Raw genomic sequence first — 16584 nt, 5'->3', positions numbered from 1 at the left:
GACGGGAGCATCCGGGCGCTCCAACGAAGGAAGCAGTCATCACCTGCGGATCTTGGGGAAGGTTCATCCGGGCTGCTGACTGGCAATCGGCTGTTGACGAGGTGGCCTGTGGATCGAGTAGTATGATATCCCATCGGATACTGTGGGGTTGTCGTCGCGCCGCCGCTAGTTGTACCGGTCACGCAAACGCCGTGCGAGAAAGGAACATCAATCGTGACGCCACGTGCCGCCATCCAGCAGATTGCACGCATGGTTCGGGACGATATCCGCTCGGGTGAACTGTCGCCTGGAGCCCACAGCGTCGGAGATATGTTAGCGGCGCAACCCGAAGCCTTACTGCTGATCGTCGATCTCACCGGAGCCGAAGGTCGCAAGAAGCGCCCTGACGCAATGATGCATCACGCATATTCGTTCATGCTTGACCAGACTCTCGAGCAGCTACGTCAGCGAAGCGAAGCCGGCAACGGCCATGCGACCATGGCCATAAAGAATGTCAGAACCGCGATCGCTCAGCAGATGCGTATTGGCAAGCTCGTGCCGACCGCAGCGATGGCCCTTGTCTCGGCATTTTCACGGGCCGGGATCGAGGTGGGGGAGGAGATACGCAGCGCAATGGATCAGGCGATGATCCAGACCGGAGCTGGCCAGCAGACTCTCCCGACGCCCGATGTCGACGAGATGTTGCAGGACTTGGTGAAAGCCTGTGAGGGTGACCCGTTCCTGATCCAGAGCCAGTTCGCCGAAATGACGGCAGCCCTTCCTGCCGCGCTGCAACTCAGTCTGCTGGAAGGACTCGTCCTCGCCGACGATTCCAGTCTGCGCGAGGCCGCTATCGGTTGGCTTCTTGCAGAATCTGCGATCGCTACGCCGTTAGCCTCCATGATCGAAGAGACGGCCAGACAAGGGCTTGTATCCGCAATGTCGGTCACGAACCTCATGCTGATCCGTAACTGGGTATCGGAAGATCGTCGCCGTGCGATCGACGCGATCATCAGAGCCGCGCGCGCTGTCGGGTCGGTGCAAGAGAAGCGTCCCGTAATTCAGGTCAGGGAACTTCTTATATCCGAGCGCGATGGGGCGGGAGCGCAAAGCATATTCGCATCGATCAAGCAGGGCAGAAAGAACGCGTTGGTATCGATTCTGATCAAGCAGGGCCATGGTGTGCGGGACGCCTGGGTAGCGGGCTCACTAAGCAGGCCCGAGATCGAAGACATGCTTGACCATATTGCGTCCGAGATGTCGGTCCATGAAACGACAGCCGAGGACGCGGCCTTGATCCTGAGCAGCGCCCTGGCGGACGGCCCGGCTAGCTCGCCACCCCCGTTCGGCCTCATTCAGGCTATCACGCTTATCGGGCTCTCGGATGTCGCGTCCAAGTTTGTATCGGTGGATGATCTCGTTGCCTTGATGCTCTCGGAAGCCGAAGCTGCGGTAACCGATGCCAAGGCGGTAGAAAGGGCAGTGCGCGCCTCGGGCCGGTGGCTGGCGACCAACCCTCAGCTCAATTCCTGGTTTGAGAATGGCGATGACGTCGCCGTAGCGATCAAAGGCAAGCGCAAGATCGAAGACCGAATTGTCGCGATTATCGAGACGGTGCTGGAACCGAAGCGGACCTATTGGGCCAGCGTCGTCGCTTGGAGTGCATTTGCACAGCGCAGTGATGGAAATGATTCGGACTGGATCTGCATGGCGCTCGTCGCTCGGGAGATGGCTTCGGAACGACCTCTGAGCCAGATTCCACTAGCGCGCTTCATCGCCGTGCAAACGGCGGAAGCTGCCCGGGCATCATCAGCGAATTAACTCGGCGCTAGATGCGCCATGCGGAACCTGCCGGTCGGCGATTGGGAATCACTTACAACCAGCTCGACAACCGGATAGGGCGCGTAGCTGACGTCCCGCCGTCGACCCTTATGCGACGTTCAGCCTTTGACTTCTCATCCTCAGCTGCGGCCTGTCGGCTTTCCCTCATCGACGGCGCAAGACCGGCCGGTTGCGAAGGGGCGCTTATGAGCGCGCCGACCAGAATGATACGTTGTCGGTTTTGATGGCGCCCGGCGCACGCCGCGCAATACACCCTATATGTAAGCTTCGCCCCCTGCGTGCCTGCGCCACTTGCAGTTCGGCGCTTTGCAATGGCGTCGCAGCGCTGTCCCTAAGCAGTTCAATCGAAAATGCCGTAACGGCACGCCGGGAAAACTGATGCCGCGCGGGGCAGTTTTTTCGTTTGGCCAAGTCTTTCTTGTCAAAGTCAATCAGCGGGCGCCAATGCGCATGTAGATCGCAATTCGGGCCGCTGCTGTTCGGCGATCCAGACATTTCCACCCGACCAGACTGCGTCATAGACGGCCCGACCGACAGCTGCGCCTATGTCGGTGTGCAGGCCAGCAAACCCTTCCATGTCTGTATGCACAGGAGTTGCGACGACGATGCAGTCGGTCCCAGTGCCCGTCACGGCCACTCCAGATGGTTTCCAGGGAAGGTCGATCATTGCAACCGTGCGCGCCTGGGCAACAATTGAAATGGTCTCCACGAGCGCCGCTTGTGACAAAGGGCGATCGACATGAACGAGGAGGTTGATCGTCCCGACACCTTGATGAGCGAGGGGTGCAGAACCGATGCGCACCGCATTACCAAGGCCGACGGTCGCAAGGCAGGTGGCCGTAGCCCGCCCGAAGGACGCCTGAGACTTGTGATGCTTGGTGATATCTCGAGATGTCATGAGGTGGACCGCATCCGTCAATCCCGCCGACTGCATGCTTTTTCAAGCAGCAAGGCTGGATCGACATCCATGCTCAGATCATCATCCCGGACATATAGCCATGCGACACTGCTGACTACGGCGAAACCTGGCCGCGTCAGCGACCAACTCAAAACGGCATGTGGTTGAGGGAACGAGGCAACAAGGAAAGGCTGGTACAGTGAACGGAAAACGGACCCATCAAGCTGGGCTCTCACACGGCCGTACTGCGCTTGCAACACTAACTATGCCCCCTCTGTGAGTAGGTAGGTATGCGCGCCTCAAGGCCACCAACTGCTCCAGGTAAAATTGCTTTTCCAAAACCAAAAATCCCTTAATCTGGGCTTGTTGTACCAGACTTCGCCTGCCCAATCATATCCATAGACTCTGGAAAATAGGCAACAAATATCGGCGCTTTGTTGGAATATGCGGCAAAGAATGTTTGAGAGTTTTTTGATGTTTACAAACATACCATTGATGCCGCCTTCGCGATCGTGGAAACGTCTGCGTGTGGCAATCATGTTTGCTCTATCCACCGGCAAAAGGATGGCGCAGTCGCGTCAGCGAGATGTTTGGGCAGCCGCGTCACACACGCCCCCGTCACTCCCGCTCACGCCACGCGTCGGCATGAGTTCCCTGATCATGCCCCAATATCCGCGCGTAACATGCGCGTCCGCCGCATAGGTCGGGTCGGTCATCAGATGGACGTGCAGGCGGCGCAGATTGTGCCAGGGGACTGACGGGAATAGGTGATGCTCCAGATGATAGCTGACGTTGAAAGGCCCGATGAGGAGCCGGTCGAGCAGGGTCGGGATAACGGTGCGGGTGCCGTTGAGTTCGTGGTCGTCGGGAAGGCCGTTATGTTCGGCCATGGCGCGGATGCGATTGAAGACATTGACCCAGAAAAATTGCGGGATGAGAATGAGGCCCAATATCTGCCAGCGGAAAGGCGACCACAATATCGCGCCATAGACCAGCAAGGCCCACGCGACATAGCGTAGTCGCAGGGGCAGGCGGTAATCGAACCCGAAGCGTTTGGGATTGTGGAAATTGGCGATGGGTGCCCAGATGCGTCCAGCGCGCGCCACCCGATAATAGTTGAGACCGGTCATGCTACGCACCAGCAGCCAGAACATTGCGCGCGGGGATTTGGGAAAATGCTGGTCCGGGTCGCGTCGCTGGATGCGATGGTCATAATCATGGTGGGTGTTGGTGTGGCGGTGATGCTGCAAATGGTTGGCACGATACAGGTCGAGGCTGAGCATCAGTGGATAGGCGACAAAAATATCCCCCACCAGATCGTTCATGCGGCGATTGCTGAACAGCAGGCTGTGACAGGCATCATGCATCATCACCGCCAGACACTGAATGCGGGTTCCTATGATGAAACCTGCCACCAGATAGACCGGTACGCTGTCGATCTGGATCGCGACGGCCATGGCCGCGACAATGATCACCCATTGGAATGCAAGCAGCAGCGCATTGCGGCGGTTGTTGATGACGGACAATTGCCTGATAAGCGGCAAGGTGCCCCGGCGCGAATAGCGATAACCAGGCGGGCGCTCCTTGGCAATGTCGTCCATCGGCGCAGCCTCCAAATGTACCACCAGCCTGTGGCGGATGCTAGAAACCGCGTAAACCGGCGTCAAGCATAAGCCCGGGCGCGCGTGGAATGTGTGGCAGAACGGCCTAAAAGTGGCGCGGTCTCGCCTCCTCAGGGGCATGGCCAGCTCATTTCGCACGGTGAACCGATAAGCAGTGGGTGGGTTTCGGCTCGTGGCGGTCGTTCCGGAGCAAAATTCGCGTTACCGGCATCTGCCGCTTGTTCATCTTAGCATTCAGCGCTCCGTCTCGCCGTAACCGGATGACCCGCAAAATTAGCTGTCACGCCGCGCTGACAATGAGACAATTCGTTACCAAATGCCGGGAAGCAGCCTCGCAACGACGCGAATATATGCAGCAACGTCCGTCACCCCTTTCCATAAAACCGTTGGCTGGCGCTGAAGCGGCGCTGCTTACAAAGCGTGTACGGTGTCGTAGATGAGGTTGAGCTTGCAACCCTATAATACGATGCCCCCATCACGGCAGGGCGTCCGATACAGGGCAAGAGAGGTGGTAGATGATGAAAATCCATTCGTTCGTTTCGGCCTCCGCCGCATGTCTGATGCTGGTGTGCGTAGCGCAGGCGCAACCTTCCCCGGCTGAGGTCTATGGACCGCTGTTCGAGCGGGTACAGATGGAAAAGCTGTTCTCCGACGGCAAGACCTTCGTGGATGCGACGCCCCGTTCCGATCCGGATACGATCATGGCCGCCTATCGCCAGCAGCAGCCACGCGATAAGGAAGCGCTCCGCGCCTTCATACTCGCGCATTTCGTCGTTCCAGGCATCAATGATCATGATGCGGCGGGTCTGCGCGACCATGTCCGCAATCTCTGGCCCACGCTTGTCCGCCAGCCGGTCGAGCCCAAGGTCGGCAGTTCGGCGCTGCCGATGCCCGCGCCCTTCGTCGTTCCAGGCGGCCGCTTCCGCGAGATGTATTACTGGGACAGCTATTTCACCATGCTGGGCCTGGCGGTGGACGGTCAGCAGCCGCTGATCGAATCGATGCTGGTGGATTTCACCGCGACCATCGAAACGCAGGGCCATATCCCAAACGGTATGCGGACCTATTATCTCAGTCGCTCTCAACCGCCTTTCTATGCGCTGATGCTCGATCTGTCGAAAGACGACAGTCCCGCGCTGGCCGCCCGTCGCTTGGCCGCGCTGCGCAAGGAACATGATTTCTGGATGAAGGGCGCATCCTGCCTTGATGCGGATCGCGCCTGCGCCCGCGTGGTGAAGATGCCCGACGGCAGCCTGCTCAATCGTTATTGGGACGATCTCGATACGCCGCGCGATGAAAGTTGGGCAGAAGATGTCGCCACCGCTGCGCAGGCGCATGCGCCCAAGGCCGTCACCTATCGCCATCTGCGTGCCGGCGCCGAGAGCGGCTGGGACTTCAGCGCACGCTGGTTCGCCAACCCGCAGAAGATTTCGACCATCCACACCACCAGCATCGTGCCAGTCGACCTCAACAGCCTGATGCTGGCAATGGAACAGCGGATCGAGGCGCGTTGCCGCGCAGCGAATGACACCGTTTGCGCGGGGAATTATGCCGCGATGGCCAAGCGCCGAAAGGCAGCGATCAACCGCTATCTCTGGGTCGGGCATGAGGGTCGCTATGCGGACTGGGACCGCATAGCCAGAAAGCCGACCGCCATCGTTTCGGCCGCCACCCTCTATCCGCTGTTCGTAGGGGCGGCCTCGCCGGACCAGGTGAAGGCCATTTCGGCCACCGTCCGCACGACGCTGCTCGCCAGCGGAGGTCTTCGCACCACGCCCATCCGTACCGGTCAGCAGTGGGACAGCCCCAATGGCTGGGCGCCGCTGCAATGGGTGGCGATCGATGGCCTGGCCCGCAATGGCGAAACAGCGCTCGCACGCGATATCGCTGGCCGCTGGATGGGCACGGTTGCGGCAGCCTATGCCCAAACCGGCAAGATGCTGGAAAAATATGATGTAGAGGAGCGGCGGCCGGGCGGCGGCGGCGAATATCCGCTGCAGGATGGATTCGGTTGGACCAACGGGGTCGCCAGCGCGATTCTGGACCGCTATCCCGACATCCTGGCCGGTTTTCAGGCCGAACCTTCGAAGGAGGCAACCGCAAACTAGGCTGCAAGCTGCCTCCTCACGCAACCCTTTGCTGAGGCGAAGCACGCAACTCGTTTAATCGACCCTAGTCAGTCATTCAGCCGCCAACTTCTGCTCGCCAGATGCAGACCTTCCGCTTTTCTGGCACCTCTGGTCTGCGCCATGGCTTCGACTTCAAGGTACTGCAAAGCAGGACGGATGACTGGCGACGGACCGGAATTGCCGGTCCGGCGCGTGACGATTTGTTCTCGGTCGCAAGGCGTAACTACTAAAATAAAGGAGGATTTTTTCACTATTACAGGCAGATGGTCAGTGACATCTCTGCACGGATCATTCAACTCGCGATGGTTGAGGCGTCGATAGGGGGACAGGTTGTCGCTAAGCCGTAGTGAGATCGGGCTGATAAAGGGTCTATTGAGCCTTGGTTGTAGCCAGCAGGAAGTCATCGCGGCATTTTCGCATCCGTCGCGCACCATCCATCACAACTTGATCTCCGACATCGCCCGTGGTGTGCGATATGGTGACGAGGCCAAGTATCCTGTGACCAAGGTACCAGAGTTGCTTGAATTCATGTTCTGTGGTGGTTGGGAAAAGCGCCTGGATTGGATCGACAAATCCATCTGGTCCTGGCTTGATGATCCCTACCTACGCTTCCGCTATTCCTACCATCCGGTTGGGCAGGGCATCTTCTGTTCAGGGTTCATTACGCGCAAGGGGAAGGATCCATACCGCTGGGTCTTCGACTGCGGTACCGAACGCGGCAAGTCGAGTACGAAAAACGGGGACAGGGTACGCCGTGAAATCATGGCCCTGGCATCAGAGCAAGCCAGTCCCGGGTCCTCTGGAACCCGACCACGTCTGGATCTTGTTGCGCTGTCCCACTTCGACGAGGATCATCTCAGCGGGATGGTCGACTTGTTGAGAACATTTTCCGTCGACACATTCCTGCTTCCCTATCTGTCCCGCTGGGACAGCATCGTCGTCGCGCTGGAAGAGGGCGCGGGCGCGGGGAGTGATCTGCTCGGGTTCCTGCTTGATCCTTCTGGTTTCCTCAGGGGCATTGAGGGCGTGGAGATCGAGCGGATACTCATGGTTCCACCCACAGGAGAGGGGCCTGCAGCGGAACCGCTCCCACCTTCCGAAGACACTGATCCGGACGGCTCGTCATCTGGTTTCTCAGAGGTCGTGTGGAAAGCCGACCCGCTCAAAGAATACGAAGATCCCAATGCGATCGATGATAGTCTCGCAGGAGAGTTGCAGCCATCCTACGGTAATGTCGAGGTTCTGCGCCCTGGCCAGGTGATCACGGTTGATCGTGCCTGGGAGTTTGTGCCCTATAACGATGCCAGCCTTGCAGGTCTCGCTACGATCAAATTCAAGTCCGACGCGCAGGACCTGGCGGGGCAGCTTCTCGCTGCAAAAACCGATGCCGGCCGCAAGGCGGCGCTGGATGGGCTGACGACAATCTACGATGCCCAATTCAAGACGCCAAGATCGAAGAAGATCTCCGCTGAACGGCGCAACAAGATATCGCTTTTCCTTTACAGCGGGCCGATTGGCGACGTCGAACTGGAATGGGCGGCGCAGTATACCCTGCGTCACCGGCTCGATCCCGTGCGCAGCTCCGTTCCTGCAGAATGGCTCACGTCAGATCGGTTCGGGCAGATCTTCACCGGCGACGGCTACCTCAAGACAGCTAAACAGTGGCAAGGCTTCGAGGGCTTTTACAGACCTCATGGCCGTCTGCAGCGCGCCGGGTTTTTCCAGGTGATGCATCATGGATCGCGTGCCAACTGGCATAGCGGCATCGCGGCCAAGCTTTTGCCGTGGGCGAGCATTTTCTGTTCCGATCCAGCGGGCAAACTTGGGCATCCTGATGAGCCTGTGCTGATGGATTTTGCCCCTCACAATCCCAAACAGGTCGATGCCTTCCATGGCTGGTCGATCCGCGGCGCCTATAGGTTTCGTTCAAATGCATAGGCCAGAAGAGCTCGCAGCGTCGGCCGCGGCGCTGATTGGCTTTCTCGAAGTCAATCGGTCGACGCGGCGGATCCGGTTTCCGTTTGCATACTCCTACCCGCACAACTGCTGCGAAGGAGCCTCTCGGATGTTCAGTTACCTCATAGCTGAGAAGTACGGCCTTACTGCGGAGGTCATCAAGGGCACGAAGCCGCGCAAGAATGAGCATCACTTCTGGGTTAGATGCTACGGCCTTCTTTATGATCTGACCGCACATCAATTCTCTGGTCGCCGGCCGATCCTCGGTGTGGAACAGCACTCATTCTTCGAAACGTTTCCGGAGCAGGTTGTTTTGGAAAACCCGAGATTTATCGATCAGCGGCGGGTGCTCGAATTGTACCGCTCAGGTGCGATTGTCTTTTAAGGGGTTTTGTCGCAAATTCCGGCGATGTCCACTATGTCATCGAAAGGAATCCTCGCAGCGAGAACGCTCCGAGTTCAATGAGCAAGGCCCCGGGCCCAAAATCTAGCCGCGAAACTCCAACACATCGGACACAGCTGACGTCACACCTATAGCGCGCGCTCCGTGTTGAGATGATTGGCGTAAGTCATCCAAGCGGCGCAAATCGGTAGCTCGCCGTGAACGACCCAAAGCGGCCGCTCCAGAGGACGCGAAGCGCTTCCGCGAGCTGCCGTTCAATAGACCGGCCGCGCTTCGCTGAACGCGAGAGCGCTTTCCGGCGCAACGGGCGAAAACCCGCTTGCGTCCGTCACGAGAGTTAATCATTCTGGACCGACGGGGGATGGGAAATGGCCAAGAATCTAATGGATTGGGCTTCCGAGCAGCCTAACTGGGTGAAGGACAGCCTGCGGCGGATCGCCGTCGCACCGGATCACTCCCTCAAGCCGGAGGACGCCGACTGCATCCTCGACAACGTGCGTGCCGCGGCCGGTGCCGGCTCTTCACCTCACCCCATAACCGCGATCGACGCTTCGTATCTTGGTGGCGGCTCAGGCGATGCGCGGCGAACCGTGCTCGCTCAGCTCGGTCCCGTGCAGAACATCGACCGCCTCGCCGGTGGCCAGAAGCTGCGCCTGGCCGGTGTGGGCATCACGTTGGTTTACGGAGAAAACGGGAGCGGGAAGAGCGGATACACCCGCATCGCCAAGCGACTTTGCCGAAGCCTGACCTCGGACCAGCTGCGGGGGAACGTGTTCGACGCCGGCGGCGGGCCGATGCGGGTGCAGGTGCGCTACCAGGTCGGCGACGACGCGGTGACCGAGATCGATTGGGATCCCGCAACGCCACCTCCCTCGCAGCTCCGTCAGATCTCGGTGTTCGACAGCCACAACGCCCGGCTCTACGTCGATAGCGGTAACCGGATCGCCTACCTGCCTCGCGAGCTCGCGATCCTCGAGCACCACGGCGAGTTGTGCCAACGGATGGCTACGAGGTTCTCGGCGGACGAGAAGACGCTCGCGCCGCGGCTGCGGGTGGCGCTGCCGGCCGGATACACCCCAGGTTGCACGGTCGCGCTGACCCTTGCTAAGCTGGATCCCAAGGCCCCCTTGCTACCTACCGAGGACGAAATCCGCAGGCTGTCCGAGCTGAGCGAACCGGAACTCGCCGAACTCGCCCGGCTCGAAGCCGAGCTCGCCGCGGATCCGGTCGCGCTTGCGGCTACCCGCCGCCGCGCCATCACCGTGTTGAAGCGCGTGGGCGAGGTGCTGGCCACCCTCCGAGACGGACTCTCGGACAGGGTCGGTGAGACGATCGCGTCGGCGCGGCGCGAGCTGGCCCAGGCGGTGGAGGCGGAGAGGATCGCGGCCACCGCCAGTTTCGCCGGCGAGCCCGTCGCGAACATCGGCGGCGAGGCCTGGCGGATCCTGTTCGAGGCGGCGCGTCGCTTCGTCGCCGCCGGAGTGGAACCCCCGCCCGCGCGTCTGCCTGAGGCAACCGGCGACCTGTGCGTCCTTTGCCTCGAGCCGCTCACCCCGACGGGCTCCGCCCGGCTGGCGCGGTTCAACGACTTCGTCAGTGGCGAGGCCACGAAGCGCGCCGACGGCGCGCGCGACGCCCTCAAGGCGCTCCTGACGCAGGTCGAGCAGTTCAAGGTGCCGGAAGCATCCTTGGTCGAGGAGACCTTGGCCGGATACGGACAGCTCGATGTGACCCGGGCCATGACCGTGGCCGACATCCTCAAGGCGCTGGCCGGGTTCGAGGCGATGCGCGCCGCACTGCTGGACGAAACAGCGACGCCTGCACCGACGCCGGACGTGATTGCGCTCGCGGAGACGGTCGCGGCTGAACTCACGCGCCTCGAGGACGAGGCGGCTTCGCTTCAGCTAAGCGCCTCGCACACCGAGGCGCTGGACGCCAAGAGGACGCGGCTTGCCGAACTCAAGGACCGGGCCAAGCTCGCCAATGACCTGGAGACGGTCGTGCAGCGCCTGCGGGACGTTACGGAGCAACGGTCGCTGACGGGATGCCAGGCCCAGGTGGCCACACGGTCGATCTCGACGCAGATCACCGCTCTGCGCAAGCAGCTCGTCACCGAGGAGCTTGAACGGAGGATCACGGAGGAGATCGGCGCGCTCGACCTCACCCATCTTCCGTTCAAGGTCAGCGACTCCAGCTCAGGCGGCAAGAGCCTGTTCTCGGTCGGCCTGCACGGCGCTGGCGCTGTGAAGAACAACCAGGTGCTCTCGGAGGGCGAGCAGCGGGCGCTCGCGCTTGCATGCTTCCTCGCCGAGATCGGAGGCGATGACGCACGCTACGGAATCATCGTCGACGACCCCGTATCCTCGCTTGACCACCTGCGCATCCGCAAGGTCGCGCACCGTCTTGTCGCCGAGGCGAAGAAAGGGCGGCAGGTGATCATCTTCACGCACAACCTTGTATTCTTCAACGAAGTTGTATCGGAGGCCGCCAGGGCAGGAGACGCCGCGCCGCTGATCAAGTCACTCGTCGCCAAGACGCAGTCTGAGGGCTTCGGCGTGATCCGCGAGAATTGCGAGCCCTGGGTCGCCGACCTCAACGCGCGGATCGAGACGCTGCGGACGCGCGCGAAGGAGCTTAAGGGCGTAACCGACTTTGACACGGACCAATATCGGCGACAGGCGAAGGACTTCTACTCGGACCTGCGCGAATCCTGGGAACGTGCGGTCGAGGAGGTCGTCTTCGCGAAGACGGTCGTAAGGTTCGTGCCGGATGTCATGACGGGCAGGCTCAAGGAGGTCAGCGTCACCGATGACGATTATCGGACAATCTTCTTCGCAATGAAGCGAGCCTCTGAACGCTCAGGCCACGACATGTCGGCCGGCCGGGACATCCCGCAGCCGTCCCCTGACGAGATGGAAGCCGACCTGAAGGTGCTCGACGACTTTAGGATAGAGCTCGGCAAACGGCGGAAGGCGACGTCCGCGGCGCGTTCCGCCCTCGAGAATCCGGTCGGCGCGACGCTCCTCTAGGCGAGCCTGATTTCCGAATATCCCTCCTTGCCAAGCACCTCCTTGGCGATTGCCGCCAAGTGCTCGTGGTGCGTGAAGAACAGGACCTGCGTTGATCGCGACAAGTCCGCTAGCACGCGAAATCCGGCGCGAGAGCGATCGTCGTCGAAGTTGACGAAGAGGTCGTCGGCGAGGAAGGGGAGCCGCACGCCGGCGTCCACAGACTGTTCAAGCGCCGCGATGCGCAGCGCCAGGAACAGCTGATCAGTCGTTCCTTCGCTCATCTGTCCAACTTCCACGACCGTCTTGCCGTCTTCGCAGAGGCCGATCAGTCTGGGTGTCGAGTCCTGCATGTCGGCATCCAGACCCTTGTAGCGGCCCAGCGTCAGCGTCTCGAAGATCGTGCTCGCACGGGCGAGCAGCGGGTCCTGGTGCCTCTTGCGATACTTTTCGATCGCCCACCGCAGCATGACGGCCTGGGTGCGCTTCATCAGATAGGCCTCGGCCTGCACCGCCATCTCGGCACGCGCCGCCTCGGCGTCCGCCTGCGCGTCTGCGGCTGAGTGGCCGTCGACGTCGAGGTCCTCGAACCTGCGGCGCGTGTCGCCGTAGGTTCTGGCTGCATCGGAGATCGTGTCGTCGAGCGCGTCGGCCTCGCTGCTGGCCTGTTCCCTGCGCGACGCGATCTCGTCGGGCGTGGTCTCGGCGAGCGCTTCGATCAGCTGTTCAAGCCCGTATCCGTCACCCTTGGCGACGATCTCCGTCTCGAGTTCTCGAACCTTGGCACGCAAAGCGCGCACCTGCGATGATGCGTCGAGGCGATCCGGGAGGAGGTCGGTGTCCTCGATCGCGAGTTGTTTCACGACTTCCCCGAGGCCGCTTCTGGCCGCTTGTGACTTTGCGTCGGCCTCGCCCTCTTCGGCCGATCGACGCGACACCTCGCCCTCGAGTTCCCGGGCCTGAGCCTCGGATGCCCGGGCCTTCGCAAGACGACTTTTTAGGACGCCGAGCGGGTCGCTGCCGCCTGGGGCGCAGTCGAGCTTGGCCGAAAGTTCCGCCACGGCGGACTTGAAGCCGTTCGCGTCGCGCTCGATCCCGGCGACGCGGGTTCGAAGGGTGGCCAGTTCCTCGGAGGCGCTGCGAAGCTCGTCGATGATCTCGAAGCGCAGGTCGGCGCCTTCAACAGGCAGATCGACCCCGGCGCGCTCCGACACGGCCTTCCAGGCCCTACGGCCCCTCTGCTCCTCCCCCTTGCGGGAGGTCATCGATTTGGTCAGGGCGTCTGCCTCGTCGACGAGCCTCGCGATCTCCTGTTCGAGTTCCCTCCTCGCGAGCGCCTGTTCCTCGCGTGTCGTCCGCGCGGCTTCCGCTGCTGTGAGGATCGGCAAGATCATCGAATTCGTCGGAGCTTCGATGTCCAGAGCCCGACACAGAGCCGCCAACGCGTCCCGCCGGCGAGATTGAGCACGTGCAAGTTCGCCTTCGGCACCGGCTACGGCTTCGAATGCCTCGATCGCTTCGGTACGAGCCGCTTGCCACGCAGCCATCGCGAGCGGCGCGAGAAGCGGAAGTCCCGCGCGCGCGAGACGGTCGTCCCACCCGCGCCTGAAGTCGCTCAGAGCTGCCTCAGCCACTGTCACGGCGCGGCCGGCTTGTTCTGACTCTAAGAGAAGCCGATCGCGCAGGTCGCCCATCTCCGCGAGGCGGCCGGATGCCTCGGCCGACGAGTAGCGCCTATCGGCGAGCGTGTCCGCTTTCTCGACGAGATCGTCGTATGCGGCTGCTCGCCGTTGACCGTCCTCAATGACCGTTCCGGCCGTCAGTCCCTCCCGGATGAAATCCCAATCCGCGTCCCGGACCTGCCTGGCAGCTGCGAGCGCCTCCATCGTCACCGCTCCATCCGAAGCGCTTCCGCGCTCGATCTGATGCGATAGGGTCTCGGCGTCGTTCCGAAGCCGTGTGGCAGTGGTGGATGCCTTTTTAAGGTCGGCCTCCAGTTCTGCGAGGCGATCCCGCGCCTGCTGCAGTTCCGCTTCCGACAGCGAAGGTAGCCCGAGCAGCTCGACGGCCAAACCGCTCCAAGGCTTCAGTTGGGCGAGCAACGCATTCCGCCGGGCAGCGGTCCGGTTCAAGGTTTCGGTTGCCGCGTCGCAGCGCTCGTCAAAATCGGCGCCAAGCTGCCGGGCCGCATCGACCGCGGAGACGAGCGTGGTCAGGGTCGCGTCCGCGGGCAGTTCGATGAGCTTTTGCTCCAGGCGCGCGAGCCTGGAGCGGACGTCCCCAAGCTCCGATTCCGCCTGATCGGCAGCTGCGCGCGCGGACGCGATGCCATTGAAGACCTGCCGGAGCTCGGTTACCTGAGTGCGTGTTGGCACGACCGCAATCGCGGATCCGAATTCTTTGTGAAGGTTTCTCACCTGAATTTCGAGCTGCTCACGCTTCGCGGCGAGCCTCGGCAGATCTTCGGCAGCCTTGGTCTCGGCTCCGCGCCGTTCCAGAAGCCGTTCGATCTGTTCCGAGGCGTCGAGCACCGCATCGTCAAGATCGACGCTGCCTATTCTCTCTTCGGCCTCCGACAGGAGCCGCTTCGCCGTTGTGCGATCGCGTTCCGCCCGTTCGAGTGCGTCAAGGCACTCCCGTGCTTGGGCCTCGATCTGCTCGCCGACAACGATGACGTCCGCGAGTTCGCCAAGCTCCTGCAGCGTCCGGGCGCGGGCTTCGACCAGACTGGCAACGCCTCGGAGGCGATCGAGGGAGCGCAGCTCCTTCTTCAGTGCCAGCCGCTCACCCTCAAGCTTCTTCAGTGCCGCGTTTGCTTCATCTGAGGCTGCGCGCGCATCCGACCACGCCTTCGGCTTTAGGCTGGCGTCTCGAACCGTGCGGAGGCTGGCCTCTAGGTTGCGCTCGGCGGCGGTGTAGGTGCGGCTGGCCTTGGCACGCTTGCCCCAGATGCCGTCAGCATCGTCCTCGAGCTTGTCCAGCACCGAGGCGACCGCCGTCAGGTTCGATCCCGCGGCGAAGAGCGCCTGCCCGGCGTCGTCCTTCGCCCTCACCATCGCTTCGCCCCCTTCGCGCAGTGCGGCCTGATCAAGGCTGAAGGACCGGCCGAACGTCTCCCTTGTCTGACCGCGCAGCATGCCAAGGAGTGGCGCCTCGTCCATCGGCTTGTCGTCGGCATCGACCAGCGTCCCGCTGCCGCCCTTCCGTCTGCGGGCGGCGATCTGTCGATCATCCTCCTCCAACAGGGCGCCAATTCGAAGCAGGGGATAGTCGAAGCGGAAGTTGTAGGGCGACCGCATGGGAATGCCGAACAGAAGATCCGTGACTGCGGCCATCGACGTGCTCTTGCCGGCCTCGTTCGCGCCGTAGATGAGATGGAGGTCGGAGGCGCCCGATCGAAACTCGAGGACGCGATCCTCGAAGTGGCCATACTTCTCCAAACTGAGCTTGGCGAACCGCATCAGGCGTCCCCCACCAAACGAGTCCGCAGTGCGGTCGCGCTCGCTTCGAGAATGCGGTCCCAGCTGCCAGCTTCGGCAAGCGCACGCAGTTCGTCCTCCTCGGGCGCTCCAAGAGAGGACCTGGCCGAGACGAGGAACGGCTCGAGCTCCATCCTCAGCTCCGCCATGAGTTCGGGATCCGAATGCGCCTCTTCGATGATCTCGGCGAAGTCGAGACCAGCTTCCGGCTCTTGGGCGGCATGCGGCGAGGTTACCTCGCTGACAACCTTCTCGATCCAGAGATCGGGCGAGATGGATGTCGCGATCGCGCAAACCTCGTCGCGGAGTTCTGCCGCGCGGTCCTTCAGCGTGCCCGCGATCTCCGAAGAACCGTGAAGCGCCACACGGACGATCAGCGGTCGGCCTGCGCCTTCGGTTGGCAAGGCGGACCCCAGAGCGGAACGGATCAGGTCGGTAACAGAGTTAATCCGGGCATCCGTGCAGTCCACCTCGATCTTGCTCCAGCGAAGCACGTCCAGCTCAACGGGCACAACGGAGGTCACCTGCCTGTCGGCCACCTCCACGAGCACCGCGCCCTTCGGACCAGTCTCGCGGATGTTTCGCCCCTGAAGGTTGCCAGGGTAGACGACGTGCGGTTCGGTGGCGACGATCTGCTGGGCGTGGACGTGTCCCAGGGCCCAATAGTCGTAGCCCTTCGCCCTCAGGTCGGGAACGTCGCAGGGTGCGTAGGGCGCGTGCCCAGGAGCTCCGGAAAGAGCGGTGTGGAGCACGCCGACGTTGAAGGCGTGCGGGATGGCATCGGGGTATTTCGCCACGAGGTTGTCCGTGACCGCAGGCGTGGCGAAACTCTGGCCATGCACCGCCACGCCGAGATCTTCCAGCAGGTGGGTCTGAGGCTGGCGGCTGCTGAAAAGCCGCACGTTGGCGGGCCACGGTATCTGGCGGGTTATCACCGAGGCCGCGTCGTGATTGCCCGCGAGCAGAAAGACTGGGATACCTTCTCGGTCCAGTCGGCCCATGGCGTGGGCGAAGTAGAGCCCCGTCCCCATGTGCTTCCAGTCGCCATCGTATAGGTCTCCGGCGATCAACAGGAAGTCGACATGCTCCCGGACCGCCAGGTCGATCAGGTTGTCGAAGGCCGCACGGGTTGCGCCGCGGACGTCTTCAAGCGGAATGCCCTCGTAGCGCGCGAGGCCGTGAAGCGGACTATCCAAGTGCACGTCCGCCGCATGCAGAAATCGGAAGCTGCCCATTTATCCCCCAAGTTCGTCATTTCTCTGACGAAC

At 61.8% G+C, this 16584-nt stretch carries 10 protein-coding genes; 5 read left to right on the top strand and 5 right to left on the bottom strand.

Annotated features, from left to right (window positions below):
- Nucleotides 1-249 precede the first annotated feature (249 nt).
- The gene (locus ACZ2HM_RS03275; protein ID WP_336969607.1) at nucleotides 250-1800 is read left to right on the top strand and encodes a hypothetical protein; all 1551 of its coding nucleotides are present in this window, start codon (nucleotides 250-252) and stop codon (nucleotides 1798-1800) included.
- Between the two features lie 448 nt (nucleotides 1801-2248).
- Here the strand turns inward: ACZ2HM_RS03275 and ACZ2HM_RS03270 are convergent, their stop codons facing one another.
- The 3 genes from ACZ2HM_RS03270 to ACZ2HM_RS03260 all read right to left on the bottom strand — a co-directional run bounded on the left by ACZ2HM_RS03270 (nucleotide 2249) and on the right by ACZ2HM_RS03260 (nucleotide 4320).
- Nucleotides 2249-2755: an adenosylcobinamide amidohydrolase gene (locus ACZ2HM_RS03270; RefSeq protein WP_286864254.1), complete on the bottom strand. Its 507-nt coding sequence runs from the start codon at nucleotides 2753-2755 to the stop codon at nucleotides 2249-2251.
- 263 nt (nucleotides 2756-3018) lie between these two features.
- The gene (locus ACZ2HM_RS03265) at nucleotides 3019-3258 is read right to left on the bottom strand and encodes a hypothetical protein (protein WP_470426243.1); all 240 of its coding nucleotides are present in this window, start codon (nucleotides 3256-3258) and stop codon (nucleotides 3019-3021) included.
- 39 nt (nucleotides 3259-3297) lie between these two features.
- On the bottom strand, nucleotides 3298-4320 hold the full coding sequence (locus tag ACZ2HM_RS03260; RefSeq protein ID WP_086486110.1) for a fatty acid desaturase family protein: 1023 nt from the start codon (nucleotides 4318-4320) through the stop codon (nucleotides 3298-3300).
- A 536-nt stretch (nucleotides 4321-4856) separates the two neighbouring features.
- On the opposite strand from ACZ2HM_RS03260, the gene treF reads away from it, so the two are divergent.
- The 4 genes from treF (at nucleotide 4857) to ACZ2HM_RS03240 (ending at nucleotide 11858) form a co-directional block, all read left to right on the top strand.
- Nucleotides 4857-6449, top strand: coding sequence for an alpha,alpha-trehalase TreF (gene treF / locus ACZ2HM_RS03255; RefSeq protein WP_254908124.1), 1593 nt, complete (start codon nucleotides 4857-4859; stop codon nucleotides 6447-6449).
- A gap of 351 nt (nucleotides 6450-6800) precedes the next feature.
- Nucleotides 6801-8408, top strand: a complete 1608-nt coding sequence (locus ACZ2HM_RS03250) for a ComEC/Rec2 family competence protein (RefSeq protein WP_470426242.1) — start codon at nucleotides 6801-6803, stop codon at nucleotides 8406-8408.
- Between the two features lie 127 nt (nucleotides 8409-8535).
- The gene (locus tag ACZ2HM_RS03245; RefSeq protein ID WP_470426241.1) at nucleotides 8536-8811 is read left to right on the top strand and encodes a hypothetical protein; all 276 of its coding nucleotides are present in this window, start codon (nucleotides 8536-8538) and stop codon (nucleotides 8809-8811) included.
- A gap of 386 nt (nucleotides 8812-9197) precedes the next feature.
- A complete protein-coding gene (locus ACZ2HM_RS03240) occupies nucleotides 9198-11858 on the top strand; it encodes an AAA family ATPase (protein ID WP_470426240.1) in 2661 nt (886 codons plus the stop codon).
- Here the strand turns inward: ACZ2HM_RS03240 and ACZ2HM_RS03235 are convergent.
- Both ACZ2HM_RS03235 and ACZ2HM_RS03230 read right to left on the bottom strand, forming a co-directional pair.
- Nucleotides 11855-15298: an ATP-binding protein gene (locus ACZ2HM_RS03235; RefSeq protein WP_470426239.1), complete on the bottom strand. Its 3444-nt coding sequence runs from the start codon at nucleotides 15296-15298 to the stop codon at nucleotides 11855-11857. The genes ACZ2HM_RS03240 and ACZ2HM_RS03235 overlap by 4 nt on opposite strands.
- Nucleotides 15298-16551, bottom strand: coding sequence for a metallophosphoesterase family protein (locus ACZ2HM_RS03230; protein WP_470426238.1), 1254 nt, complete (start codon nucleotides 16549-16551; stop codon nucleotides 15298-15300). Before ACZ2HM_RS03230 ends, ACZ2HM_RS03235 begins: the two co-directional genes overlap by 1 nt.
- Between the last annotated feature and the right edge of the window lie 33 nt (nucleotides 16552-16584).

Source organism: Sphingobium sp. KKT206 (assembly GCF_055640555.1).
The sequence above is the reverse complement of the archived record's forward strand: the minus strand, read 5'-3'. Positions and strand labels throughout refer to the sequence as shown.

Bases quoted from the DNA above. Each gene is read 5' to 3' on its own strand.
- ACZ2HM_RS03245 (WP_470426241.1), top strand. From the start codon at position 8,536: ATGTTCAGTTACCTCATAGCTGAGAAGTACGGCCTTACTGCGGAGGTC.
- ACZ2HM_RS03240 (WP_470426240.1), top strand. From the start codon at position 9,198: ATGGCCAAGAATCTAATGGATTGGGCTTCCGAGCAGCCTAACTGGGTG.
- ACZ2HM_RS03265 (WP_470426243.1), bottom strand. From the start codon at position 3,258: ATGATTGCCACACGCAGACGTTTCCACGATCGCGAAGGCGGCATCAAT.
- ACZ2HM_RS03275 (WP_336969607.1), top strand. From the start codon at position 250: ATGGTTCGGGACGATATCCGCTCGGGTGAACTGTCGCCTGGAGCCCAC.
- ACZ2HM_RS03270 (WP_286864254.1), bottom strand. From the start codon at position 2,755: ATGCAGTCGGCGGGATTGACGGATGCGGTCCACCTCATGACATCTCGA.
- ACZ2HM_RS03260 (WP_086486110.1), bottom strand. From the start codon at position 4,320: ATGGACGACATTGCCAAGGAGCGCCCGCCTGGTTATCGCTATTCGCGC.
- ACZ2HM_RS03230 (WP_470426238.1), bottom strand. From the start codon at position 16,551: ATGGGCAGCTTCCGATTTCTGCATGCGGCGGACGTGCACTTGGATAGT.
- treF (WP_254908124.1), top strand. From the start codon at position 4,857: ATGATGAAAATCCATTCGTTCGTTTCGGCCTCCGCCGCATGTCTGATG.
- ACZ2HM_RS03235 (WP_470426239.1), bottom strand. From the start codon at position 15,298: ATGCGGTTCGCCAAGCTCAGTTTGGAGAAGTATGGCCACTTCGAGGAT.